The sequence below is a fragment of the Sulfurovum iocasae genome (genome assembly GCF_047716765.1).
Lineage (GTDB): Bacteria > Campylobacterota > Campylobacteria > Campylobacterales > Sulfurovaceae > Sulfurovum.
This window is the reverse complement of sequence record NZ_CP180410.1, coordinates 2,114,855-2,140,849: the sequence shown is the minus strand read 5'-3', so window position 1 is coordinate 2,140,849 and position 25,995 is coordinate 2,114,855. Positions and strand designations below refer to the sequence as shown.

24 protein-coding genes are annotated in these 25,995 nt (G+C 38.1%); 10 read left to right on the top strand and 14 right to left on the bottom strand.

The annotated features are described in order from the left end of the window. Positions 1 to 4 precede the first annotated feature (4 nt). The 9 genes from ACLHDG_RS10590 to ACLHDG_RS10550 all read left to right on the top strand — a co-directional run bounded on the left by ACLHDG_RS10590 (position 5) and on the right by ACLHDG_RS10550 (position 9,295). Positions 5 to 901, top strand: coding sequence for a polyprenyl synthetase family protein (locus ACLHDG_RS10590; RefSeq protein WP_415406204.1), 897 nt, complete (start codon positions 5 to 7; stop codon positions 899 to 901). Further along, a complete protein-coding gene (hemA, locus tag ACLHDG_RS10585) occupies positions 901 to 2,208 on the top strand; it encodes a glutamyl-tRNA reductase (RefSeq protein ID WP_415406203.1) in 1,308 nt (435 codons plus the stop codon). The genes ACLHDG_RS10590 and hemA overlap by 1 nt, the downstream gene beginning before the upstream one ends. Beyond that, positions 2,205 to 3,914 (top strand): proline--tRNA ligase, encoded by a 1,710-nt coding sequence (locus tag ACLHDG_RS10580; protein WP_415406202.1) that lies wholly within the window; start codon positions 2,205 to 2,207, stop codon positions 3,912 to 3,914. The genes hemA and ACLHDG_RS10580 overlap by 4 nt, the downstream gene beginning before the upstream one ends. Continuing rightward, complete coding sequence (locus ACLHDG_RS10575) at positions 3,915 to 4,340, top strand: FxsA family protein (protein WP_415406201.1); 426 nt, start codon at positions 3,915 to 3,917, stop codon at positions 4,338 to 4,340. It abuts the gene before it with no gap. Then, positions 4,285 to 5,118 (top strand): thioredoxin domain-containing protein, encoded by an 834-nt coding sequence (locus tag ACLHDG_RS10570; protein WP_415406200.1) that lies wholly within the window; start codon positions 4,285 to 4,287, stop codon positions 5,116 to 5,118. The genes ACLHDG_RS10575 and ACLHDG_RS10570 overlap by 56 nt, the downstream gene beginning before the upstream one ends. 124 nt (positions 5,119 to 5,242) lie before the next feature. After that, entirely contained in the window at positions 5,243 to 6,196 is a 954-nt protein-coding gene (gene hemC / locus ACLHDG_RS10565; protein WP_415406199.1) for a hydroxymethylbilane synthase, read from the top strand. A 95-nt stretch (positions 6,197 to 6,291) separates the two neighbouring features. Then, positions 6,292 to 8,115, top strand: a complete 1,824-nt coding sequence (locus tag ACLHDG_RS10560; protein WP_415406198.1) for a menaquinone biosynthesis decarboxylase — start codon at positions 6,292 to 6,294, stop codon at positions 8,113 to 8,115. A gap of 75 nt (positions 8,116 to 8,190) precedes the next feature. Further along, a complete protein-coding gene (locus ACLHDG_RS10555; RefSeq protein WP_415406197.1) occupies positions 8,191 to 8,787 on the top strand; it encodes a peroxiredoxin in 597 nt (198 codons plus the stop codon). Positions 8,788 to 8,872: 85 nt separating this feature from the next. Further along, positions 8,873 to 9,295 carry a Fur family transcriptional regulator gene (locus ACLHDG_RS10550; protein ID WP_415406196.1) on the top strand — a complete coding sequence of 141 codons (423 nt, stop codon included), beginning with the start codon at positions 8,873 to 8,875 and terminating at the stop codon, positions 9,293 to 9,295. Positions 9,296 to 9,349: 54 nt separating this feature from the next. Here the strand turns inward: ACLHDG_RS10550 and ACLHDG_RS10545 are convergent, their stop codons facing one another. Then, a complete protein-coding gene (locus ACLHDG_RS10545; RefSeq protein ID WP_415406195.1) occupies positions 9,350 to 10,033 on the bottom strand; it encodes a YggS family pyridoxal phosphate-dependent enzyme in 684 nt (227 codons plus the stop codon). Positions 10,034 to 10,046: 13 nt separating this feature from the next. Next, positions 10,047 to 11,099 (bottom strand): RIP metalloprotease RseP, encoded by a 1,053-nt coding sequence (gene rseP, locus ACLHDG_RS10540; RefSeq protein WP_415406194.1) that lies wholly within the window; start codon positions 11,097 to 11,099, stop codon positions 10,047 to 10,049. Between the two features lie 134 nt (positions 11,100 to 11,233). On the opposite strand from rseP, the gene ACLHDG_RS10535 reads away from it, so the two are divergent. Beyond that, on the top strand, positions 11,234 to 12,388 hold the full coding sequence (locus tag ACLHDG_RS10535; RefSeq protein ID WP_415406193.1) for a hypothetical protein: 1,155 nt from the start codon (positions 11,234 to 11,236) through the stop codon (positions 12,386 to 12,388). A 16-nt stretch (positions 12,389 to 12,404) separates the two neighbouring features. On the opposite strand, the gene ACLHDG_RS10530 is transcribed toward ACLHDG_RS10535, so the two are convergent. The 12 genes from ACLHDG_RS10530 to cysS all read right to left on the bottom strand — a co-directional run bounded on the left by ACLHDG_RS10530 (position 12,405) and on the right by cysS (position 25,949). Beyond that, the gene (locus ACLHDG_RS10530) at positions 12,405 to 13,712 is read right to left on the bottom strand and encodes an OprD family outer membrane porin (protein WP_415406192.1); all 1,308 of its coding nucleotides are present in this window, start codon (positions 13,710 to 13,712) and stop codon (positions 12,405 to 12,407) included. Positions 13,713 to 13,773: 61 nt separating this feature from the next. After that, positions 13,774 to 14,004 carry a FeoA family protein gene (locus tag ACLHDG_RS10525; protein WP_415406191.1) on the bottom strand — a complete coding sequence of 77 codons (231 nt, stop codon included), beginning with the start codon at positions 14,002 to 14,004 and terminating at the stop codon, positions 13,774 to 13,776. 2 nt (positions 14,005 to 14,006) lie between these two features. After that, positions 14,007 to 16,130, bottom strand: a complete 2,124-nt coding sequence (gene feoB / locus ACLHDG_RS10520) for a ferrous iron transport protein B (RefSeq protein WP_415406190.1) — start codon at positions 16,128 to 16,130, stop codon at positions 14,007 to 14,009. A gap of 262 nt (positions 16,131 to 16,392) precedes the next feature. Then, positions 16,393 to 17,091, bottom strand: a complete 699-nt coding sequence (locus ACLHDG_RS10515) for a TorF family putative porin (protein WP_415406189.1) — start codon at positions 17,089 to 17,091, stop codon at positions 16,393 to 16,395. 99 nt (positions 17,092 to 17,190) lie between these two features. Next, positions 17,191 to 17,748 carry a CDP-diacylglycerol--glycerol-3-phosphate 3-phosphatidyltransferase gene (gene pgsA, locus ACLHDG_RS10510; RefSeq protein WP_415406188.1) on the bottom strand — a complete coding sequence of 186 codons (558 nt, stop codon included), beginning with the start codon at positions 17,746 to 17,748 and terminating at the stop codon, positions 17,191 to 17,193. Between the two features lie 240 nt (positions 17,749 to 17,988). After that, the gene (locus ACLHDG_RS10505) at positions 17,989 to 18,768 is read right to left on the bottom strand and encodes an enoyl-ACP reductase (protein ID WP_415406187.1); all 780 of its coding nucleotides are present in this window, start codon (positions 18,766 to 18,768) and stop codon (positions 17,989 to 17,991) included. Between the two features lie 3 nt (positions 18,769 to 18,771). Further along, positions 18,772 to 19,665 (bottom strand): 4-hydroxy-tetrahydrodipicolinate synthase, encoded by an 894-nt coding sequence (gene dapA / locus ACLHDG_RS10500; RefSeq protein ID WP_415406186.1) that lies wholly within the window; start codon positions 19,663 to 19,665, stop codon positions 18,772 to 18,774. Between the two features lie 14 nt (positions 19,666 to 19,679). Then, complete coding sequence (locus ACLHDG_RS10495) at positions 19,680 to 20,993, bottom strand: M16 family metallopeptidase (protein WP_415406185.1); 1,314 nt, start codon at positions 20,991 to 20,993, stop codon at positions 19,680 to 19,682. 60 nt (positions 20,994 to 21,053) lie between these two features. Continuing rightward, the gene (locus tag ACLHDG_RS10490; RefSeq protein ID WP_415406184.1) at positions 21,054 to 22,118 is read right to left on the bottom strand and encodes a quinone-dependent dihydroorotate dehydrogenase; all 1,065 of its coding nucleotides are present in this window, start codon (positions 22,116 to 22,118) and stop codon (positions 21,054 to 21,056) included. A 42-nt stretch (positions 22,119 to 22,160) separates the two neighbouring features. Next, positions 22,161 to 22,685, bottom strand: coding sequence for a hypothetical protein (locus ACLHDG_RS10485; protein WP_415406183.1), 525 nt, complete (start codon positions 22,683 to 22,685; stop codon positions 22,161 to 22,163). A 76-nt stretch (positions 22,686 to 22,761) separates the two neighbouring features. Continuing rightward, the gene (locus ACLHDG_RS10480; protein WP_415406182.1) at positions 22,762 to 24,471 is read right to left on the bottom strand and encodes an ABC transporter ATP-binding protein; all 1,710 of its coding nucleotides are present in this window, start codon (positions 24,469 to 24,471) and stop codon (positions 22,762 to 22,764) included. Positions 24,472 to 24,548: 77 nt separating this feature from the next. Beyond that, positions 24,549 to 25,949 (bottom strand): cysteine--tRNA ligase, encoded by a 1,401-nt coding sequence (cysS, locus tag ACLHDG_RS10475; RefSeq protein WP_415406181.1) that lies wholly within the window; start codon positions 25,947 to 25,949, stop codon positions 24,549 to 24,551. Between the last annotated feature and the right edge of the window lie 46 nt (positions 25,950 to 25,995).

Genomic DNA, 25,995 nt, shown 5'->3' with positions numbered 1-25,995 from the left:
ATAGATGTTAAGTGCCGTTGAAAGAAAGATAGAACAGTTTGTAGGTGAGCTCAATGATAAAGAGGTCTCAGCGCTTTATACGAAGCTTCCTCATGGAAAAAGACTTAGGGCAAAACTCATCTTGAAGATCGCAGGGACAAGTCTCTCTGTGGTAAAAACAGCAGCGATCGTTGAGATGATACATGCAGCGAGTCTTCTACATGATGATGTCATAGATGATGCCTATACACGCCGTAATAAACCTTCTATCAATGCACTTTTCGGTAATAAAACAGCCATTATGTTAGGGGATATCCTCTATTCTAAAGGCTTTTTAGAGTTAAACAATATTAGTCCCCAAGTGGCTAAGATAGTCTCCAATGCAGTTGTACAACTCAGCCTTGGTGAACTTAAAGATGTTTCACTCTCCAAAGCATTTAACTTAGATAAAGAGATCTATCTTGAAATGATCTACCAAAAGACCGCTTCTCTTATGGAGGCAGCAGCAGGTGCTGCTGCTGTGTTGGCTGATAAAGATAAAGTGGCATACATGACGTATGGTAGAAACCTGGGAATAGCTTTTCAAATGATAGATGATATACTGGATATTACAATGGACTCTGAAACCTTGGGTAAACCAGCACTTCATGATTTTGAAGAGGGTAAAACAACACTGCCGTATATCTATCTCTATGAACTGTTGGATGCCCAAGAACAAAAGATACTCAAATCTCTGCATACAAAAAAACTATCTAAAAGCGAAGAAGAGTGGATCAAGTCCAAGATGCAAGAGCATGGAATCATTCAAAAAAGCTATGCAGAAGCAAAGCTATTGGTAGAAGAGGCTATCTCTTTAATGAATGCATTGGGTGAAGATGCATTGAGTAGTATTGCAATGGCGATGATAGAGAGGGATTTTTAATGTATTATCAAGTGGTGAGTTTTTCTCATAAAAGTTGTGATCAAGGGATGAGAGAGAAGTTGGCTTTTGCCAATGATGAAGAGAAAAGAGAGATGCTAAACCAGCTTACTACTTTTGAATTTGTCTATGAAGCATTTATCGTTTCTACCTGTAACCGTGTAGAGATCGTACTTGCAACAAGAGATAACTTTTCAAGTTACCATGCTGTACTTGGGCTTATGAGTCAAAGGAGTGATCTGAACTTTTATGAGCTTAAAACAGCTGCCAAACGTCATGATGATGAAGAAGCAGTAGAGCATATTTTCTCTGTTGTCTCCTCTTTGGACTCTTTGGTGATCGGTGAGTCTCAGATCACAGGGCAAGTGAAAGAAGCATTTAGATTTTCTCATGCAAATGGTACAGCAGGACGTAAACTCAACCGTGTCATCTCTTATGCTGTAAAATGTGCAGCTGAGGTGCGAAATGCAACCAATATCTCACAAAACCCTATCTCCATCGCTTCTGTGGCTGTGGCTCAGGCACATAAGCTTTTGGGTGACAATATTCAGGGTATGAAAGCTATCGTCATAGGTGCCGGTGATATGGGTGTACTTGCAGCAAAACATTTGCTTAGAGTAGGATGTGATGTCGTACTCATAGGGCGCGACCTTGAAAAAGTACAAGCTGTCGCAGACAGTTTAGGTGAAAATGTAAAAGCAGATACCATGGATGCACTGCCTAAGTATATCAATAGATATCGTCTCCTGTTTTCTGCAACTTCTTCAAAAGAACCAGTGATCACAAGTGACCTTATTGAGAATGAAACACTGCCAAGACATTGGTTCGATATGGCGATCCCTCGTGATATAGAAGATATGGATCTTGAAAAGCTGCAGCTTTTTCGTATAGATGATCTACGTAGTATTTCCAATGATAATCATGCTTTGCGTGAAGAACAGGCAGTAAGGGCAGCTGAGATCGTAAGTCAGTATAAAGAGGAGTTTTATACATGGCTTAGAGCACTCTCTATAGAACCAGTGATCAAACAGATGAGAGAGCATGTCTCTGAAGCGATAGACAAAGAGATGTATAGAGCCATACAAAAAGGGTTTGTACCGGCAGAACATGAAGCAAATATGCGAAAAATGGCAGAACAGATGTTTAACCGTTTCTTGCATGACCCGACGCAAAATCTCAGACACTCTTCTGTAGAGAAAAAGAATGCAAACTGCATTGAAGCTGTGAAAAAAATGTTTAACATAGACACAGAAAATATTGATTTTAAACAATACAAAAATGACCACCATACAAAAGGATACAGCGCGTGAGATTTTCAAGATTATTGATCCCTACTACCAAAGAGACCCCAAATGATGCAACATTGGCAAGTCACATTTACCTGATCCGTGGAGGATTCATTCAGTCTGTAGGTGGAAGTGGACTTTATAACTTTCTACCATTGGGTAAAAAAGTGTTAGACAAAGTGCGTGCTGTTGTGAAAGATGAGTTGGACAAAGCAGGCTGTCAAGAAGTAAGTCTCAGTTTCGTGACGCCTGCATCACTTTGGCAGGAAAGCGGGCGTTTTGAGAAGTATGGTAAAGAGCTTTTACGTTTCAAAGACCGTAAAAACAATGACTTTATCTTAGGACCGACACACGAAGAGATGATGGTCAACCTTGTAAGACAAAGTGTGAAGAGTTATAAGCAGTTGCCTTTGAACCTCTATCAGATCAACCTTAAGTTCCGTGATGAGATAAGACCTCGTTTCGGTTTGATGCGTGGACGTGAATTTTTAATGAAAGATGGTTACAGTTTTCATGCATCGCAAGAAGATATGCAAAGAGAATTTGCTTTGATGGAAGAGACATATAAAAAGATCTTTACACGTTTAGGACTGGAGTTTAGAGTAGTTGAAGCTGACTCCGGTGCCATAGGTGGTAGTGGAAGTAAAGAGTTTATGGTACTTGCTGATTCTGGTGAAGATACTATCGTGGTATGTGACAGCTGTGAGTATGGTGCTAATATAGAAGCGGCAGTACGTAAAGAAAAAGCCTGTGAAGCAGAGGGACCTGAAGCGGTATTTGCCAAGTTTCATACCCCTGAGACAGAAACCATAGAAGAGCTGAGTAAATTTTTCCATGTAGACCCTTATTATCTAGTGAAGACCGTAGCAAAAAAAGCACTCTTTGATGAGGGTGAGACAAAAGTAGTACTCTTTGCGCTTAGAGGTTCAGATGATCTTCAAGAAGTCAAAGCATGCAATGCTGTGAATGCAAATGATCTGGTAGATATTAGCGAAGAGGAATTAGCCCAACTTGGTTTAGTTGCAGGCTATATGGGTCCTACAGTAGTGCCGGAAGGCGTAAGTGTTGTATTGGATAACAATCTCAAGGAAGCAAATTCTATGATCTGTGGAGCCAATGAGAAAGACTATCATCTCATAGGAAACAGTTTCATAGGCGTAGAAGCTGACTATCATGACCTTGTGGCAGTACAAGAGGGAGACTTGTGTTCTTGTTGTGGAGAGTCTATGCGTTATACCAAAGGGATAGAAGCCGGACATATCTTCCAGCTTGGCACACAGTATTCAGAGCCATTGGGAGCAAACTTCTTAGATGAAAACGGTAAAGCACAACCTATGGTGATGGGAACCTATGGTATAGGAGTAAGCCGTTTGCTTGCAGCTATCATCGAGCAAAATCATGATGATAAAGGGTGTATCTGGACAAAAGAGTCTACACCGTTTAACCTGCAGATCATCATCTCAAATATTAAAGATGATGAACAGGTGGCTTTAGGTGAAAAACTTTACGAAGCGTTAAAATCTAAAGGATTGGATGTTCTTCTTGATGACAGAAAAGAGAGATTTGGTCCGAAGATAAAAGATTATGAACTTTTAGGTGTACCTCATGCAGTGATCATAGGTAAAAAACTTCAAGATGGTTTTGTGGAGTTTGTAACTAGAGTAGGACTTGTAAAAGAAGAAGTTTCTGCAGATACTATCTTAGATGTGGTCACTCAAAAGGTTTTATAGATGTTACTTATTATAGCTATACCATTTCTCCTGTTGGAATTGTATCTTTCTCTTGAAGTAGGTGAGAATATAGGTTTTCTCTGGTCTGTCATATGGATAGTGGTGAGCATGCTTATAGGGTTTAGAGTCCTTCAGTCCTCCTCTTTAACGCTTATGGGAAATTTAAATTCTGTATCTAGAGGCAAATTAAGTATGCAAAGCTTTCAAAATGCAAGTACGGCTTATCTTTTGGGTGCGATATTTCTTATCATACCAGGGGTATTGACAGACTTTTTAGGCTTAGTTGCACTTGGCTACACAGTATATTTACAATTTGTCGCTAAAATAACACCCGAACAAACAAAATTTGATACAAAAAAAGGAGATGATAATGTCATTGATGTCGAGATTATTGACGAGCACACTGATCGTAACAGTCGCTCTTAGTGCATCTGCACAACCAGATAATAAATCATTAGTTAACTATGTTAAAAAAAGTGTGGTGAAGAATCCGGAAGTAAAAGTAAATGGGGTAACTGTCCTTGAGAGTAAAACTGTAAAAGCACTTCCAGGTTGGACAGTGCTTTTAACAACTATGGATTTGACATACAAGAAAAAAGAGATACATGCACCGGAAACCATGTTCATCAAAGATGGACTTATTACAGGGCATTTAGTCGACCTGAAAACAGGAAAAGATTATCGTAATGAGATCAAACCAACAGTACCTGCAAGTATGTACAATGATGCACATCTTCTTTTTGGTAACAAAGATGCAAAGCATAAAGTACTTATTTTCTCTGATCCTCAATGCCCATTCTGTCAAGAGTTGGTACCTGAGATCTTTAAAGCAGCCAGAGAGAATCCGACAACATTGGCAGTCTATTACTATCATTTGCCACTTTTAAGGATCCATCCTGTTTCTGATGTGTTGACACGTGTAATGCATGTAGCACAACATGAGGGTAAAGCGGATATGGTAGACAAGATCTATAGCTTAAAGATCGATCCAAGAGAGACGAATGTAACTAAAATACTGGCTGCAGTAAAAAAACATGCAAATTATGATGTAACTCCAGCACAGATCAATGCTAAAAAAGTGAAAGCTGCCATTAAAGCTGATGCAGCAGCAGCAGGAAAAATGATGGTTTCCGGAACGCCTACGATCTATCTTGATGGTCAGTGGGATAAAATGAGAAACGGTTACGAGAAGTTAATAAAATAAGAATTTCAGCTATCAATACTCATGCATGATGCAAACGCAAGCGCCCTTTTCAAGGGTTGAGTGCATCATTTTTCGCATTGATCGCTGAAATAAGTGTAAACAAAAAAACAACAAAGTGAAACAAGTGGAAAAATTAATTATAGCAACAAGAGCAAGTAACTTAGCTCTTTGGCAAGCGTATCATATCAAAGAAAGAATCGAAACTTCATTCCCGGAGGTTACAGTTGAACTCAATGAAATCACTTCTAAAGGTGATAAGATACTTGACAAACCATTGGCACTCATAGGTGGTAAAGGGCATTTTACAAAAGAGCTTGAAGATGAGATGATCGAAGGTAATGCACATCTCGCAGTGCATTCTCTTAAAGATGTACCTACTTATATCCCAGACGGTTTAGAACTTTGTGCTATCACTACACGGCAAGATCAGAGTGATGTGCTGCTTTCTCATACGTACAAAAGTTTAGATGAACTTCCACTTGGTGCAAATGTAGGAACAACAAGTCTTAGAAGACGCATGCAGCTCCTTGAGAGACGACCAGACCTTAAAGTAAAAGAACTTAGGGGAAATGTTAACACAAGACTCAGAAAGCTAAAAGAGGGGCAGTATGATGCGATCATCCTTGCATACATTGGTCTTTACAGACTTGACTTGCTTAAAGAGATCCCTTTTGTAGAGAAGTTAGATTTTTTCATACCACCTATGGGTCAAGCAGCACTTGGTATAGAGATCGTAAGTTCCAACGACAGAATACGTGAAATTGCCATGACTCTCAATGATGAGAACTCTTTTATGTGTACTAAGTTAGAACGTGATTTCGTCTCTAAAATAGGTGCTGGATGTTCTGCTCCTGTTGCTGTGAATGCCATTATCACTGGTGATGACATTACAGTCAAAGCAATGCTTGGATACCCAGATGGTACACACATTATGCATAAAGAACTTACTTCTTTGGTAACTGACTGTGATACACTTGGTGAGCAGCTAGCAGAGGAAATGATAGCTGATGGTGCATTAGACATTCTTTCTAAAGCTGAAGAGATCGCCTTTAAAGATGAGATGCCGGAGAGACTGTAAAAAGTTCTCTCTTTCTACTATATTTTTTCCTCCTTTTTAACACTATATATACACTTTTCGATATAATCTTTTAATAAAGTAAAGAGGATTATTATATGCAAGATGTAATACAATGGCTCAAAGACAACGGTAATTTAAAGATCATAGATGAACCACTTGATGTGGAGTTGGAGATTCCTCATGTGGCGTATGTGGAGGTCAAAACCGATGATTCTCGTCCAATTCTTTTTACCAAACCTGTTAGCAAAGCCAAAGGCATAGAGTATGATATGCCTGTGCTTATGAATATCTTTGCAAACAAACCTCTTACAGAAAAGATCTTTGGCAAACATCCTGATGAGTTGGCTCAGGGGTTAGATGCACTTCTTAAACTCAAACCACCTAAGGGACTTAAAGCAAAGTTAGCGATGCTGCCTAAACTTTTCTCTCTTAAAAATGTATTTCCCAAACGTCTAAATTTCAAAGGGGAGTGTCAAGAAGTAATCATCCCTAAAGAAGAGGTGGATCTAGATATCTTACCTATATTAAAAACGTGGGAAGAGGATGGTGGTCCTTTTATTACTATGGGGCAGGTATATACGCAGAGTTTAGATGGAGAGATGCAAAATCTTGGGATGTACAGACTTCAGCAGTATGACAAAAACAGACTGGGTATGCACTGGCAGATACATAAAGATGCCTCTCACTTTTTTGACCAGTATCAAAGAGCAGGAAAGAAGATGCCTGTTACTGTAGCCATCGGTGGTGATCCACTTTACATTTGGTGTGGTCAAGCTCCGATGCCTCACGGAATGTTTGAAATGCTGCTTTATGGTTTTGTACGTAACAAAAATGCACAGTTGGTAAAGTCTATTACTAACGATATCCATATACCACGTGATGTAGATGTTGTTATAGAGGGTTTTGTTGATCCTGAACTCATGGAGACAGAAGGACCGTTTGGTGACCACACAGGTTACTATACACTCAAGGAGCCTTTCCCTGTGATGGATGTAGAGACTATTACAATGAAAAAGAACCCGGTATTTCAAGCAACAGTGGTAGGGAAGCCGCCACTTGAAGATAAGTATATGGGTTGGGCAACAGAGCGTATCTTCTTACCTATGCTTAAACCTATGGCACCAGATCTCATAGATTATAATATGCCTGAAAATGGTGTTTTCCACAATTTGATTCTTGCAAAGATGAAAACACTATATAAGGGGCATGCTATGCAGTTTATGCATGCTTTCTGGGGTGTAGGACAGATGAGTTTTGTGAAACATGCACTTTTTGTTGGAGAAAATGCACCTGAACTTGAAGAGAGTGAAGCTTTAGCTGAGCATATACTTAACAGACTTAGCCCAGAGAGAGTGTTCGTCACCCAAGGTATAGTCGATCATCTTGATCACTCTTCATCTGAGCAGTTTGTTGGTGGTAAACTTGGAGTTGATGCTACTGGAGATGAAGTAGAAGAGGGTGTGAAAGACTTACTAAGTGATAGTGAACTGCTTAATAAAATACAGGAGATAGAAGCTAACGTAGTTGAATTGAAACAGTATTTTACACAAACTAAAACGCCTATATGTGTTATTACTGTAAATAAAGAAGAGTCACAACTCAAACTTATTAAAAAATTAAAAGTGTTAAAAGAGCATATTAAATTACTTATTATTGTTGATAAAGAGAATAATGATATCAATGACGTATATATGCTTGTTTGGCGTGTTGTTAATAATATTGATGCAAGCAGAGATGTGCTCTTAAACCCTTTTATCGCTGTTGATGCTACAAATAAAGGTGAAGTGGATGGCTTTAAAAGAGAATGGCCGGGTGATACTTTTTGTACAAAAGAGGTACTGGATATGCTTCAGAAAAAAGGCTTGATCGATATAGATGAAGCATTTATTAAAAAATTTGGATTGTTACCTTTTAAATAAGAGTACTTTTATCTTATTTTAAAGTTACTATGATAATATTTCCTTGTAAATAAAAATTATCTTTAAGGAACAACTATGTTAGTAACAAAAAAAGCTCCAGATTTCACAGCAGCCGCTGTACTTGCAGACGGTCAAATTGTAGAAGATTTTAATCTTATGGAAAATCTAGGTGAAAAAGGTGCAGTACTTTTCTTCTATCCACTAGACTTTACTTTTGTATGTCCATCAGAAATCATTGCATTCTCGCACAGAGCAGCAGAATTTAGAGAAAGAGGTGTAAATATCATCGGTGTATCTGTAGATAGTCAATTTTCACACTTTGCATGGAGAGAAACTCCGGTAGCTGAAGGTGGTATTGGTAGAGTTGATATGCCACTTGTTGCTGACCTTTCTAAGCAAATAGCTAGAGATTACGATGTTCTTCTTGATGAAGCAGTTGCACTTAGAGGTTCATTCCTTATCGATGCTGACGGTACAGTAAGACACGCAGTGATCAATGACCTTCCACTTGGAAGAAACATTGATGAAATGATCAGAATGGTTGACACTATGTTGTTTACTAACGAGTTTGGTGAAGTTTGTCCTGCTGGTTGGGTAAAAGGTGACGAAGGTATGAAAGCTGACACTGAAGGTGTTGCTGAATATCTTGCAAAACACGAAGGTGATCTATAATCATTAATACATTCCCAAGCTTCAGCTTGGGAATGTATATATGAGTTTATACAGATAGATTCATATATACATTCAAAGGATAAAAATGACAGATTATGCAACACTTCTTAAAGAGAGTGGGCTTAAAGCAACATTTCAACGTATGAATATCTTGGAAGTCATTGAAAAGAGTGGACATATGTCTGTAGAAGATATCTACGAGGAAGTAACAAAAGTACATCCTTCACTCTCTTTAGCAACAATCTATAAAAATATTATTTTAATGATGGAGAAGGGTGTTTTGGTTGAAGTGCCCATTGCCGGTAAAAAATCAAAATATGAACTTTCTAAAGTGGATCATATACACCTTATCTGTACAGAGTGCGGAGAAGTTGAAGATAAATCTTGTTTGGACAGTACAGACAAAATACTTTATGCGTTGACGGAGCAGGAACATTTTAAGCTTAACAAACGACAGATCAACCTTTACGGGGTTTGTAAAAAGTGTCAAATGCAGGAGGCTTCATAAAGTAGCCTAGCCTTTATCGAAGTGTATGCCTTTAGGTACTTACCTAGGCACACTTTATTTAAACAATGCCGATCCAACTCTCACTAAATTAGATCCACATTTTATAGCTAACTCATAATCACTGCTCATGCCCATAGAACAGATAGCAGCACCTTCCTTTTCCAGTTTTTCATAAATACTTTGGGTAGTTTCAAAACTTTGCTGTATAAGCTTAGTATTTTCACTGTGTGCACCAATGGTCATTACTCCTTTAAGGTTTATCTGTGGACAGGTCTCTTTTATCTCTTGATAGATGTCTACAGCTTGTGCAGCACTTACACCGGATTTACTCTCTTCCTTGGCAGCATTGATCTGTAAAAGACAGTTCATATTTTGTTCTTTTGCCAAGAGTTTTTTGTTAAGTTCTAAAGCTAACTCTAAACTATCAAGTGACTGCATAAGGGCAGGGCGAAGATCTATGAGATTATTGATCTTGTTTTTTTGCAGTGAACCTATCATGTGCCATTCAAGAGGAAGCTCTTCAAGTGCTGTCATACGCTCTTTGAGTTGCTGTACCTGGTTCTCTCCAAAGGCTCTTTGCCCAAGCTCATATAAAGTAGCGATATTTTCTATTTCAGTATATTTTGCTACTGTTACAAGTTTCACAATGTGATGTTCACTCACAGTGATACGTGCTTCTTCAATGTTCCAGATCACTTCGTCCAGATTTGCTCTTAGTTGTTCTTTGTCTAGTATCATGTTTTTTCTCCTTTTAGCCCATAAGCCTATTTACATCATTATACAATCCCAATAGCATAAGGGAGATGAGCATTGCCCAACCTACCAGTGTAATGTAGTACATGGCATTGTCACTTGGTGCTTTCCCTCTCAGCATCTCATAAAGGTTAAACATAATGTGCCCACCATCCAGTGCAGGGATAGGCAGGAGGTTGAGTACCCCTAAGTTTACCGAAATGAGTGCAGTAAAGAAAAAGAGTGAGAGTATACCCGCAGAACTGGCTTGGGCAGTAACATCTACGATGGTAATGATGCCACCCAGTTTATCTGTACTTACAACACCAGTAATGAGTTTTTGTACACTTTTGAAAATAAGAAGACTGGCTCTTTTTGTCTCTTCCCAGGCATACCCAAAACCATCGATGAATCCATAGTAAACAGTTGTCTGTTTGTCTAAAGGACCGATCCCAATAATACGGCGAGTGATCTTTTCACCAAAGATATTTTGATCATCAATGACTTTAGGTTTTAACTGTAGAGTGATAAGTGTTTGCTCTCGTTCAACAATAAGTGTAATGTCATTTTTACTGTCATTGATCTGTTTACCTATATTTTCCCAGTAGAGGATGTTGTTTCCGTTGATCTGAACAATTTTATCTTCTTTTTGCAGTCCTGCCTGATATGCAGGCGTATCTTTCCCTACTTCACCTACGTATGCGAGTAGTTTGGGTACACCCATATAGGAGATCGCCAGGTAAAGTAAAAATGCCATAAGAAAATTGGCAAAAGGACCGGCAAGTAAAATGATGATGCGCTGCCAAGGTTTTTTGGTATTGTAACTGTCATCGTCGTAGCTTATATTTGTAGGGTCAGTGTCATCCTGACCTTTCATTTTTACATAGCCACCAAGCGGGATAGCAGAGATACTCCACTGGGTTTTACCTATCATTTTTGAGTAGAGTTTTTTCCCAAACCCTATGCTGAATACATCTACCTGCACACCGAAAAAACGTGCAGCTGTAAAATGTCCTAATTCATGAAAAAAGATAAGTACCGATAAGACTAAAAGTGCGACTAGAATGCCCATGAAATTCCTAAATAATTTTTAGTAGATTATATCTAAGTGTTGTAAAAAATTGATGCAGATTAAAAAATAATGGAAAAATTTCGCTAAAATAGTAAAATGGATACTTATAAATACTATTTTTGAAAGGATGGAAGATGGAAAAAGAGAATAAAAGCGTATGGAGTCAAGAAAAAGAAGTCCGGGAAGATATATCAGAAGCAATAGAGGAAAATGCTTCTGAAATAGAAGAAAGTATAAAAGAGACTGCTGATGAAATTCAAGAAGCAGCAGAGGCAGTAGAGGAAAATGTTTCTGAAATGGAAGAAGTGGTAGAAGAAACAGTTTCTGAAGTGAAAGAAGAAGTGATTTCTGAAGTTCAAAATATGAAAAAAAATGATCAAGCAGTAGCTTTAGTTGGTAAAGCTAAAAACATAGTCAAAGAGTCTGAAAAGCAATTGGAGGCATGTAAACTTCTCTTATCAGATGATCTCAAAGAGTATGAAGAAGCCAAGAAAGCTTTAAATGAGGGTGGACTTAATGCGTGTGAAGCATTACTTTCAGAGTCTGGGTACATAGATGAGTCTGAAGAAACCATAGAAGAAGATGGTGTTGTCTTTGAAGCCAAAGAAGATCTGGCACCTATCGTGCTCCAAGATGTTTCCAGTGGTAAATTTACAGGTTTTATTATGGCATTAATCGGAGGTGCAGTTACATTGGGAGGCATGATCTATGTTGCAACTGAAAAGTTGGGAGTTACACTTGATCTCTCAAAAGTTCCTGCAGCAGAGGCCATTAAACCTGTTTTTGGGTATTACGGAACACTTGTCGGCATGAATGAGAATGCAAATATTGGTATGGCTTTAGTCGCTGTAGTTACGTTGCTTGTTATGTGGATCATTTATGCTATTCGTGTAAGTACAAAAGGAAGTAAAAACCTTCATTTTGCAACGCAGCAGCTCGAAGAAGCAGAAGCATATACCGCACATAAGAGTAACTGTAAAGAAGAGATGGACAAAGTAGATGTACATATTCATAATGCCATTTCAACACTTAAAACGTATCAGGTATTATTCAATGAGCAAAAAGGAAAACTTCAAAGGATATTGCATATCGAAGGAACGAAAGAAGCACTTTCAGAGTATCATGAAAAATCTATCTTAGAGATGAGAGAAACACAGGGATTGATAAATTCTGTTCGGAGTTTTATGGCCACACCTATGTCAGAAGAGGGAAAACTTTCGGGGAAAAGTACACTCTTTTTACATAGTGCAAAAAGTAAAATGCAAAAAGTGATCGACAGGCTTTATTAGTCTATCGATCAAGTACTTAAAAATTGTAACTGGCAATCAGCCTAAATTGATCATAATCTTCCATCGCAGCAACTCTATGGTCTATGGAGGCAAAGGCTGCGGTTACAGAGAGTTTTTCACTTAAACTATATTCTAAAAGTGCATCGATCTCTCTGGATTTATAGACAGAAGCATCGTCTGCCTCAAAGCTACCGTAGGCAACCCCAAAACATAGACCATCTATACCTATATTTTCGAAGTTATAACCAGCCCCGACCGTCCAGGCTTTTCCTGAACCTCCTATAGCATCAAGTGTTTGATCTTCCATCGAGGTAAAGAATGGACCTCCACCCAGACTGAGTCCTGTAGCTCCTGTTTCTCCGTTGTCCTGATTGTAAGCGGCTAAAACGGTCAATCCAAGATCTGCAAATTCTGCTTCTAAACTTATACCGTATGTATCTGCATCCTGCTTCCCCAACAGGGCTGCTCCTGTTTCATGACTGCCATCATATTGCAAACCTAGAGTAAGTGTTGTGTTTTTAGAAAGTGCATAGCTGTATCCTGCCTCGGCATAGATCACATCTGCAATATCACTATAGTGGTAATACCAGAGACTCAGTGAAAGATCTTTGATCCCTTCATAAACAGCAGAAGCATAGTAGATACCATCAATATCATCATTTACTCCCAAGGTTTCACTTACATCGACAAAATCTGCACTATTGACACCATTTTCCCAGCCGGCCATTTTATTGATCATTCCTGCTGAGAGTGTCAGATCATCAATATCAGTATTTGTAACAGTATAGGCTTCAAAATAGTTTGGTATCATTCTGATATCATCACTGTCAGCATGTGGTGTATCCAGGACTTGTCTTCCGAGTTTGATCTCTGTATTTCCCCATTTTCCATCCAAGTATGCTTGAGATAAAAGAATAAAACTCTTTCTATTATCATCAAAAAAATCACCATTTAAATTGAGAGGATTTTGATTGATACCAAGGTTCAGTACTGTGTATACTTCTGCACCAATCATTAATCCATTCCATCTTTTAGTGTTAAAGTGATAGTGACCTCCAAGTGCATAAGCACTTGTACGTGATGTACCATCTTCTGAAAATGTAATATATCCTGCTCTAAGTTGACCCTTGGTATGTTCCATAAGATCATACTCTCCCAAGATATTTCTTACACTTCGTACTTTGATGGGTTGTTGTGTAATTTCCTCTGCAGCAGAACCTTCAAATACCGTTTGTACACTTTCTAATGATTCACTTAAACTTTCACCATAAATATTAATACTCATTATCATTAATGCAGCTGTGCTTAATGTTAAATTATTCATTTTATTTCTTCCTAATTTATATTTTTATTATTGATAGTAAGGACAAAGCAGAGCTTTATCCTTATGCATCTATTTTTTCTACTTCTATCTTATCGGCTTCATCGGAACGTACTGCAATGAGTGTAGAACCAACCTCTATTTCCATCGTTTGCTTGGCTATAGAACACCCTTTTACAGTAAGTTCTTCACCTCTCATCACACCAAAAGAATTTAAACGGTCTCTCAATGCTTTATCTGCATTGATCTTAACAATTTCTGCTCTATCACCTTTAGTCAATTCAGTTAAAATCATATTTATACTCCTCCTATCATTAACGTAACGCGGTACGCTATAAAACTAAGTATCCAGGCTGATGCAGTGGTTATTGTAAACAGGTAAGCCAGGTACTTCCATCCACCTGCTTCTTTGGCAAAAACCATAGAAGCTGCCAAACAAGGAAGATAGATCATCACAAAGACGATAAATGCAATGGCAGAGGCAAATGGGATGTTTGCTTTGATCTGTTCGATAAGCCCGTCACTGCCTTCATCTACTTCATCTCCCAGAGCATAGAGTACACCCAGTGTTGAGACGACTACCTCTTTGGCTGCAAGTCCTGTCTCTAAAGCAACTGCCATACGCCAGTCAAATCCAAGTGGTGCGAAGAATGGCTCTGAAGCGTGTCCTATTTTCCCCAAGTAACTCTGTTCAAGTAAGGCAAGAGAGAGTTCATTGTTTAACTGACTTTTTGCATCGTCATTTAAAGCCTGTTCTATCTTTGTTTCATACTGAGCTTCAAGCTCATGGTTTTTAGGGTAATTACCTGCAAACCAGATAAGGATAGCAGCTGCCAAGATGAATGTACCTGCTTTTTTAAGATACGATTTAGCTTGTCCATAGACTGTGTGCCAAATGAGTTTAAGCGATGGCATACGATACTTTGGCATCTCCATAACAAATGGTTCATCTTCACCTTTAAAGACAAAGGTTTTGAGTACTTTAGCCATCATTAGACCCAATAAAGCCCCTGAGATATAGATGATAAATAGGATATTACCAGCTTGCTCCTGGCCAAAGAATGCACCTGCAAAAAGTACATAGATAGGTAACTTTGCTCCACAACTCATAAAACCTATGATAAAGAGTGTGATAAGTCTGTCTTTCTCATTCTTCAATGTTCTTGCTGCCATATAGGCTGGTACAGAACATCCAAATCCGGTTACAAGAGGGATAAAGCTTTTACCATGTAAACCAAACTTATGGAAAAAACCATCCAGTAAAAAGGCTACACGACTCATATACCCTGTTGTCTCAAGCAGAGCAATACCTATAAAAAGTATGATGATGTTTGGTAAGAACATGACCACGGCACCCACACCGGCGATCATCCCGTCAGCTACAAGTGAACCTAGTTCACCTTCACCCAGTACAGCTTTAGCTTGGTCACCAAGCCATCCAAAGGCAGCATCGATGTAATCCATAGGCAGAGCACCTAACTCAAATGTAAGTTGAAAAAGTCCCCACATAAAGAAAAGAAAGAGAGGGATACCTAAGATTTTGTTGATAAGAAGATTGTCTATCTTCTGAGTCAAGTTTTTAGCCTTCATGGACTTAACAGACATGACTTCCATCTTTGCACCTTTTGCAAATGCAAAATGTTCATCTGCAAATATCTCATCCAGATCTTTTGTATTTTTATGTAAATAAAGGTGATGAAGTCCTTCTCTGATGATAGGAAGCATCTCTATCCAGATAGGTTCATCATGCATCTTTTTATAGACATCTTCATCTTCTTGTAAAAGTTTCACTGCAAGATGACGGTAGGGGAGTGTACTTTTATAGTTTTTCTCTTTCATAAAAGTAACGATATGCTCTATCTCTTCTTCTATGGGATCACTATAGACTACTTTTGCAGAAGTCCCTTCTTTCTCAAAGACTTCAACGATAGCCTCTCTAAGTGCATCTATACCTTCTTTTGTAGAAGCAGAGGTTTTAATGCATGGTACACCCAAGATAGAAGAGAGTAGATTTTCATCTATCTCAATACCCTCGTTTCGGGCTTCATCACTCATGTTGAGTGCTACAACAACTTTTTTACCTGTTTCTAGGAGTTGTGTAGTAAAAAGTAAGTTTCGTTGCAGGTTTGTTGAGTCAACGACATTAACGATGATATCATATTCATCACTTTGTAAAAAGCTTTTTGTCACTTTCTCTTCTATGGTATATTCAGTAAGAGAATATGCTCCTGGAAGGTCAATGATATGTACTTCATAATCTTTACAAGCCACTTCATCGCAGATGTTAAAGACCACCTCTGTTTTATCAACAGTTACCCCAGGGAAGTTTCCGACTTTGAGTGTGGCTTTAGAGATAGCATTGAGAAGTGAAGTCTTCCCAACATTGGGTTGTCCCGCAAGTGCAACTACAATTGGTTTCATGGATTATAAATCCTTATATTTATTTAGAAGTAAAATGAAAATTATTATCATTTAGCTTTCTCTAGGAGTAATTTACTCTTTTTATTCTTAAATTATGTTAAATTGACATTCATTATCATAAAAAATATTTTAATTTCTAAGTATATAAGTTTAATAGGGTTTGTAGAGGTGTAGAAGAGTTGATTTTGAGGAAGGAAAATCCCTAACACTCTCATGAAGAGAGTGTCATTAAGGAGGTTTTTGGGATTAGTATAAAAGTAGATTAAAAGCTTGTACTAACTGTACCTATAATATGATCTTCATCATATATTGAACTTGCATCTGAACTAAAGTCAGTGTAAGCTACGCTAAACTCAAATTTACCCCATGATCTTGAAAGAGAAACAAGGTAGTTTGTTCCAACTTCATCATAATCACCATAAGATGCTGCAAGTGTGAATTCCATAGGTAATTCAATATCACCGCCTACTTCCCAGTAATCAGTAGTATCAGCGTTACTATCTACTGCAAATGAATATTTACCATTAATACCAACCATACCAAAGTCATAACCTAGACCAACATATAGCTCATCAAAGTTAAATGCATCAGATTCATTTGGGTAAGCATAGTATATATAACCTATATCAAATGCGATACCAGCGATTTCATTTTTATATCCACCATAAAAATCTGCTTCTAGGTTATTGGCTGTATCACCAAATTCTACATTTGAACCCCATGTACCTAGGTAAAAACCTTTGTATCCAAGATCGATCCCACCTTGAACTGCCGGAGAGTTAGCTGTTTGTGTCATACCTCTCCATACATAGTTGCTTGTAATTGCAAGGTTTGCACTTACTTCAAATGCTGACTCTGGTGCCGCTTCTACTACTACCGGCTCTGCAGGAGCAATATCTCCACCTGCAAATGCAGAACTTACAGCCAATGCTGCTACTAAACTTAATTTTGTAAACTTCATGTTATTTCCTTGTTTGATATGTTTTGATGAAGTATATCAGTAAAGTTAACGAAAGATGAATGCAAGTATGATTAATTTTTAAGCAATTACACTTTTTAATTATAGTTGAGTGTTTTTAAAGAAGTCTCTGACATACTCATATCCAGAATAAAGAGTAAGAACAACAGCGATCCATAGGAGTATCTCTCCACCTGGCCACTGCATGAGTAAAAAACCTATGGCTATCATCTGTACAACAGTTTTTATTTTACCCATCCATGATGCTGCGATGTCCAGGCCTTGACTTACAGCTGAAACTCGAAGTCCTGTGATGAAAAGTTCACGGGTAATGATGAGGAAGACTGCCCAAGGTGAAGCAGACCCAAGCAGCATAAGTCCTAAAAATCCTGCGAGAGTGAGCATTTTGTCTGCAAGGGGGTCAAGTATGGAACCCAGTACGGTTACTTGATCGAAAGTTCTTGCAATGTAGCCATCAAAAAAATCAGTAGCAGAAGCAAGTACAAAAATAAAGGCTGCGATGTAGTTGAGCCATGATTTATGAATACCTTCAAAGATTGAGGCATCTTGATTGACTAAAAAAAGAAACATAACAGGAGCGAGAAGAAGACGGATAAATGCTAAAATATTAGGGATGTTGAATATTTGTGATTTTGCCATCTGTCTTTTTCCTGTTTTTAGTCTTTTGTAAAAGTTTGAACTTCTTTTGTTTACCCCAAGGGCACTTCCTCTGGGCGCTTTTTTCTTTTTGTACTGCGACAAAAAAGAAAGAAAAGTAACCCAAAAAGAAAAAACGCAAGTTACTGGCGTCTTATAAAAAATGCCTAAAATAAAAAGTTTATTTTAGATCAGTTTTTCTTGACAAATTAAATATATAAAAGCTCTTAGCTATTAGCACACTTATCTGAACGTCGTTCCACCATCAACTACAAGTGTTTGACCAGTGATCCAGCTTGCATCGTCTGTACAGAGGAAATAAACTGAGCCGGCAAGATCTTCGGGACTCCCCATTCTGCTAACTGCTGAACGTTTGATAGTTTCAGCTTTTACCTCTTCGTAATTTGTAAATGCTTTAAGTGCATCAGTATCTATGGGACCACCAGAGACAGCATTTACACGAATACCCATTTCTCCTAGCTCAACTGCTGCGTAACGGCTCATAGCTTCTACTGCTGCTTTATTTGTACCATGACCTGCATAGTTATCGATATAGATCAAGTTTCCAGTTGAACTTAGTGTAACTATAGCTCCACCACCCACTTTTTCCATACGAACAGCAGCCTCTTGTGAACCACGCACAAAAGCACCCACCGTTGCAGTATATATGTTTTGTAACCCTTTTGCTGGTCTGAGTTTCATGAACTTGCCATAACCACCAACCACAGGACGACCATAGATCATTGCATTTGAGACAAAGAAATCAACTCTGTCAAAATCTTCATCTATAGCTAAAAATAGAGGTTTGAATTCATCCAATTCTAAAATATTAAGAGGATAAGCTTTTGCTTTGACACCATATTTTTCTCTTAAGTCATCTGCAATTTCATCTGCTGCTTCTTTATTAGAGTTGTATGTAAAAGCAACATTTACACCGTTTGATGCAAATTTTTCAGCAACAGCTTTACCAATACCTTTTGTTGCACCTGTAACAACTACAGTTTTACCCTTCATGTTAGACATATATTACGCTCCTACTATTTTATATTTTTTCATTACTTCTTCGATTTTTTTCATATTCTCACTGCTTGGTGGAACCAATGGCAATCTATACTCCAAAGTATCGATCAACCCAGCAATATACATAGCCGCTTTGATAGGTATAGGATTACTTTCACAGAAAAGTACTTTATTGATCTCAAAGAGTTCATCATTGATAGATTTTGCCGTTTTAAGATCACCTTTAAGTGCAGCATGTACCAATGCACTTTTCATATCTGGTAAAAGGTTAGATGTCACAGAAGTGATACCTTTCCCTCCACTTGCCAAGATAGGAAAATCAATGACATCATCACCAGAGAAGAGATAAAGATCAGGGATTTTGGCAAGAAGTTCAACTGTACGCTCCATAGAACCAGTTGCTTCTTTGATACCCATAATGTTCTCTACATCATCAAAAAGTCTTTTAACTGTGTCCGGTAAGATGTCAACACCTGTTCTGCCCGGTACATTGTAAAGCATAAAAGGTACTTTAATCGCAGAGGCGATAGCCTTGTAGTGTTGATAGAGTCCTTCTTGACTAGGTTTGTTATAGTAAGGGCTTACTGAGAAGAGGGCATCTACACCACATGCTTCAGCATGTTTAGCAATGTCTATCGCTTCATGTGTTGCATTGCTTCCTGCACCTGCCAGTACTTTAGTTGTAGTACCTTTACATACTTCTACTGCTATCTCAATACATCTTTTATGTTCATCAAGGCTCAGTGTCGCAGACTCACCTGTAGTTCCCACAGGACATACTGCATCAATATTATGTGCAATTTGTCTCTCTATGAGTTTTGCATACGTTGCTTCATCTAAGGTACCATTTTTAAATGGTGTAATAAGTGCGGTTGTTGCACCTGTAATGTAGTTGCTCATTTACGTTTTCCTATTTACTTATTCTTTTTAAGGATCACAGTGGTTGAATAGTTGTGATCAAAATACTTTTTAGCTATATCGCTAATATCTTTGAGTGTAATTTTATCTAATTTCTCTTCATATTCAAGTAAAGGTTTTATATTTCCTTTAACATAGTACTCTCCATAGAGTCCTGCAACCGAAGATGAACTCTCTAAGGAGTAGATGAACTCTGCTCTTGTGTTGATCTTGACTTTATCAAGTTCAGCTTGTGTTACATCGCCATTTTTTAGTTTTTCAAGTTCAACAAGTATCTCTTTTTCTACAACATCAAGAGATTTACCAGGAGAGACCATTGCCATAACTAAGAAGACACCTGGATCAGCCAGTTCCATATTGTAGCCATAGATCTGGTTGACAAGTTGTTTATCATTTACCAATGTCTTTTCAAAACGGCTACTTTTACCGGAACTTAATATATGGCTGATAGCAGAAAGTGCCACTTGATCTTCATGCTCATAGTTGGGGATAGCATAAGTGATGGCTATGGTATCGACCTGGTTACTCTCTTTATGCAAGATGGCTCTTTTTGCTCCATCCACTTTAGGTTCTACTGCTATGACCTTTGGAATCTCATGCTCATTTTTGATATTTCCAAAATACTTCCCAGCTTCTGTAAATACCTCTTCAGGGGTTATATCACCTGCAACTACCAAGATAGCATTGTTAGGTTGATAATAACGTTTATAAAAATCTCTGATATCTTCTATCTTCCAGGAGAGAATATCTTCCATGAATCCTATAGGGAGCCAGTGATACGGATGGTAAGTGAAATGTGTATTGAATACACGAAAGTAAAGGTATCCCATAGGGTTATTATCTGTACGTAAACGTCTCTCTTCCGCAACTACATTACGTTCTTTTTGGAACTCTTCGTCTGTGAGTTTTAAGTTATGCATAAGTTCAGAAAACAAGTCAAGGCTTAGTGCCAAGTTTTTACTTGCAGTCTTGATGTAGTAGTGTGTCTGGTCAAAGCCTGTGGAAGCATTGTTTACGCCACCTCTGCCTTTTACGATAGTATCAAATTCACCTTCTTTTAGTTTATCTGTTGACTTAAAACTTAAGTGCTCAAGCATGTGTGCCATACCACTTTTTCCCATGACTTCATTCCGGCTACCTACTTTATAGTAAATATCTGTAGTGATAACACCAGAATCGTTATCCATAGGGATGACAACGATCTGCATCCCGTTGTCTAATGTTTTTGTAAAATGTTGTGGCAATGAATTGGCCATTAAAACTCCTGTCAGTGTAAATAGTATGAATATTGCTTTTTGTATATGTTTCATAATATGGAACTCCATTTTTTATCATCCTCTGGATTGCATCCCGAGAATGATGTAATACTGTTATTTTATGTCAGCACCAATAGCTTCAGAAATGTGATTATAGCCATCATTCTTTAACAGTTCAATAATTCCCTCATTGATCTCTTTGATAAGTGCAGGACCTCTATAGACAAGCATACTGTAGACTTGTACCAAAGAAGCACCTGCTTTGATACGTCTATAAGCCTCTTCTGCAGAGTCTATACCACCTACTGAGATAAGAAGTGTTTTTCCGTAAAGCTCTTTTGCAACAGCTTTAAAGAGTTGGTAAGATTTTTCTGTAAGCAGTGCACCTGAGATACCACCAAAGTCTTTTGCATGAGAAGTAAGAGAGTAGTCTATAGTCGTATTGGTAGCGATGATACCTGCTGCACCAGCTTCTACAGCGGTTTTACAAAGTGCAATAGCATCTTCTGCTTCCATGTCGGGTGCGATCTTAAGCAAGACAGGTTGAGTGGTGATCTCTTTTGCCATTTCAAAAATAGCTTTGATGAAGTTCTCATTTTGCAGGTCACGTAATCCCGGTGTGTTAGGAGATGAGATATTGATCACAATATAGTCACCATACTCTTTAAAAGATTTGAAAAGTATCTCATAGTCTTTGAGTGCTTCATCTTCAGGAGTCACTTTGTTTTTACCGATGTTGATACCTAGCGGGTAGTCAAAAAAGTAAAGTTTTTCAAGACGTTGCAGCATGTAATCGCTACCTTTATTGTTGAAACCCATAGCATTTTGGATGGATTGATCTTCAATGAGTCTAAAGAGTCTCGGTTTAGGATTACCATCTTGTGGTAGAGGAGTAACGGTACCTATCTCTGTAAAACCAAAGCCCATGGTTGGCATAGCGGTGATGTACTGGCCATTTTTATCAAATCCTGCACCAAGACCTACAGGATTTGGAAAAGTGCGTCCAAAGATCTTTTGCTGAAGCATAGGGTGTGTGATAAAGTTCTGGTTTGTAACATAACGCATAAGCATAGGACAGTGGGCAATAGCTCTGAGTCCAAGACCAGCAACACTGTGTGCTGTCTCCGGGTCAAGTTTAAAAAGTATTTTTTTGAGGTTTTGATAAGAAAAAAGTGACACTATAATCTCCGTGATAAATTGTAGACATTATAGCTAAGTATTTTAAAAGAAGTAGTGTGCCCCAAGAGATGCACCGTGAAGGTCATCCATGTAATCAAGGTTTTGAACTTTATAGTAGTGGTAACTTAGGTCAAGATCGATATTATCTGTTGCATAAATGATAAATCCAAAGTTTCCACCAAAATAAAAGCCATTCGTCTCCTCAAACAGCTCTCTATCTTCTAATGCTATATTGAGTTCGTCCTTGTCAACTTTCATATATCCGGCTACTCCACCTAGATAGGGTCTAAGTTTTGCTGTACCGAACATATCGTCTAAAAGTATTTTGTCTATCTCTACAAAAGCACCATAATATGAATCGTTAGTATAATCCAGACTGAAGGACGTTCTCCAATCGAGTGATTGTTGGCCGTATTTGAAGGCAAAACCACTTTCCCATGATGATTCTCCCGGATCTATGTTGATGTTTTGTGTTGAAACAGACAATCCCATAAAAGAAAAATCTTTGGAACTTTCTCCAAAGAGCGAAGTTAAAAACAGTAAAGATACAATAAGTATTCGAAACATTGCTGCCCTTTATAAAAAATTTCGAGTTATATATTCAGTGCAGTAATATTATATAGTATGATAACTTGCTTTATTCTTATAAATTAGAGTTTTTAGCCAATTTTCGATAAGTCTCACATTGTTGAAGTAGATCATTATGGGAACCTCTGCAAATAATCTCTCCATTTTGAAAGACCAAGATAGTATCAGCATGTTCTATGGTACTGAGTCTATGCGCTACTGTAAAGGTGATCATTTCAGATTTGAGTTCTTGTAAGGCTTTCTGTATAAGTGCTTCACTTTTATTATCAAGTGCAGAGGTTGCTTCATCTAAAATGAGAATATCAGGATCTTTATAGAGTGCACGTGCCAGTGCAATACGTTGTCTCTGTCCTCCCGAAAGGTTATCTCCACTCTCAGACAACATAGTATGGATACCGTCTTCGAGTTTCTCTATAAATTCCATAGCATAGGATTGATGTAATGCAGCTATGACTTTTTGTTCATTTATCTCTTCCCCATAAGCGACGTTTGCAGCAATGGTATCATTGAAAATATAAATACGTTGTGTTACATAGGCGATTCTTTGGTGTAAAGAGGTAAGCGTAAATTCTCTATTATCTGTATCATTGATAAGAATTTCACCACTGTTTGGATCATAAAAACGTACAAGCAAGTTTACCAATGAACTTTTACCTGCACCACTGTCACCAACCAATGCAATAGATTCTCCTTTTTTGGCTTCTAAAGAGATATTTTTTAAGGCAGGTGTCTCTTCATAGTTGAGTGAAACATTTTCTAGAGTGATAGTTTCAATTGCATCTGTGAGTTCTTTCGTACCTGATGTAATATTGGGATTGATATCCAGTAGTTCATGCATACGTGTATTGGCAGTAATAGCATCTTGTGCTTGATTATATAGTCCTGATAATTTTTTTATAGGAGTATAGAGCATAAAAAGAGCGGTAGCAAAGGCAAAGAATGCCCCCACGGTCATATGTCCGTCAATAACCTCTTTCCCTCCGATATAAATCACCACTCCAATAGCAACAGAACCCAGGATCTCCATAATTGGTGAGATGAGGGCATTCGTTTTGACCTGTTTCATCAGAAATTTGAAGACATTTTGATTCTCTTTGGCAAAACGCTGCTGTTCATAGCTTTGTGTTGAATTAGATTTTATCACTTCAATGTTCGATAAGATCTCACCTAGTCTAGTGGTCATATCGGCTGTACTCTCTTGAGAAAGTTTTGAGTATTTACGCATTCTTTTAGCAAGTCTGGTGAGTGGGAAAATGGCAAGTGGCATGATAATGAGAAAATATAGGGCAAGTTTTGGACTCTCATAGATGACATAGCCTGTAAGTGCGAGTATAGTTAAACTCTCGCGGATGAGATCAGGGATAATATTTGCAACTACCATTTGGATACGGCTGATATCGTTGGTGACACGTGAGAGTAATTCCCCGGAGTGTATGGTCTTGAAGAAATTCATATCCAGGTAAGTAAGATGTAAAACAAGTTTGTCGCGGAGTTTACGTACCACATCCTGACCGATGTAAGAGGTATAGTAGGTTTGTATATATTTCCCCATCCCTTTTAAGGTAAACACCCCAACAAGAAGAAAAGGCATAAGCTTTAACATTTCTATGTCTTTGTTGATAAAGACATCATCAAGTACAGGTTTAATGAGTTGTGCTGTTCCGGCAGTTCCTACAGCAACAGCGATCATACCTAAAACGGCAAAGAAAAATTGTTTTTTATAACCGACTAGATAGGGGAGGTACTGTTTAAGAAGGTTTTTCATTAAGCTTTAAACGGCAAAGAAAAATTGTTTTTTATAGCTGACTAGATAGGGGAGGTACTGTTTAAGAAGGTTTTTCATTAAGCTTTTTCCCACATAGTACCATCAGGAGTATCCATAATGGAGATTCCCATAGCTATAAGCTCATCACGGATTGAATCTGAACGTGTAAAGTCTTTGGCTTTTTTAGCTTCAGTACGTTCTGCAAGAAGTGTTTCTATTTTCTCTTTTAGTGTTTCATCCACACCTATTTGGAAGTAGGAGAAAGGTTCTTTGCCACCAAAACCAAGAAGAGTCTCTATAAACTCAATGTTGGCAATAGTCTCTTTTTTGAGTGCTTTGTCTTTAGGATTGGCATCAAATTTCTCATTTGTACTTGCTACCATATCATCGATAACAGAGAGTGCTATAGAGATATTCAGGTCATCACTCATTGCATCGAGTAGAGCCTTTTTAAACTCTTTATTGACAGCAGATCCTTTACCCGGTAAGACTCTCTTTTTAAGTCTATAGAGCTTATCAAGTCTCTTTTTGGCTGTAAGGAGATCTTCTTCATTGAAGTTGAAGTCATTTCTGTAATGTACGGAGTTGAGGTAGTATCGCAGTACTTCTCCATCATAGACTTTAAGGGCATCTTTTAGAAAAAAGCTGTTGCCTAAAGATTTACTCATCTTTTCACCGTTTATCTGTACAAAACCGTTATGCATCCAGTATTTGGCAAGTTCATGACCAGTTGCACAGCGACTTTGGGCTGCTTCATTTTCATGGTGAGGGAAGAGCAGGTCTGCACCACCACCATGGATATCTATGCTGTACTCATTATTGCCATGAAAGTGTTTTTCTATCATCGCAGAACACTCTATGTGCCATCCGGGACGACCCGAAGAGAAGCTTGTATCAAAACAGATATCTTCATTATTTTTACATGCTTTCCAAAGTGCAAAGTCTTTAGGGTTACGTTTTTCAGAAGTATGCTCAACACGGCTTTGGTTGTCATCATCTTCACCTACCTGATGGGAAATATCACCATAATGGTTGTCTTTACTAGTATTAAAATAGACATCACCGGTAGAGATGACATAAGCAAAATCTTTGTCAATGAGTTTTTGTATCATACTTTCTATGGCTTGCAGCGATTCAGTGGCTTTAGGCTCAATGTCGGCACGTTGTACCCCAATGGCTTCCATCTCTTCAAGATATCGTTCTATGTAAAAAGAGGTGATCTCTTCCATAGATTTACCTGTAGCTTCTACTTTTTTGATGATCTTATCGTCAATGTCAGTAAAGTTCTTTCCCAGTGTTACTTTGTAGCCAAGTGCTTTAAGTGTACGGGAAAGCAGGTCAAAAGAAAGGCTACTTCGTGCATGACCTAAGTGTGCATCATCATAAACAGTAGGACCGCAAACATAGATGCTTGCTTCACCATTACGGATGGGTTCAAAAGGAAGTTTTGTTTTTTGTACACTGTCGTAGATATGCATTTTAAAAGTAACCTTGTTTTATAGTGTTGTGATTATAGCTAATTTA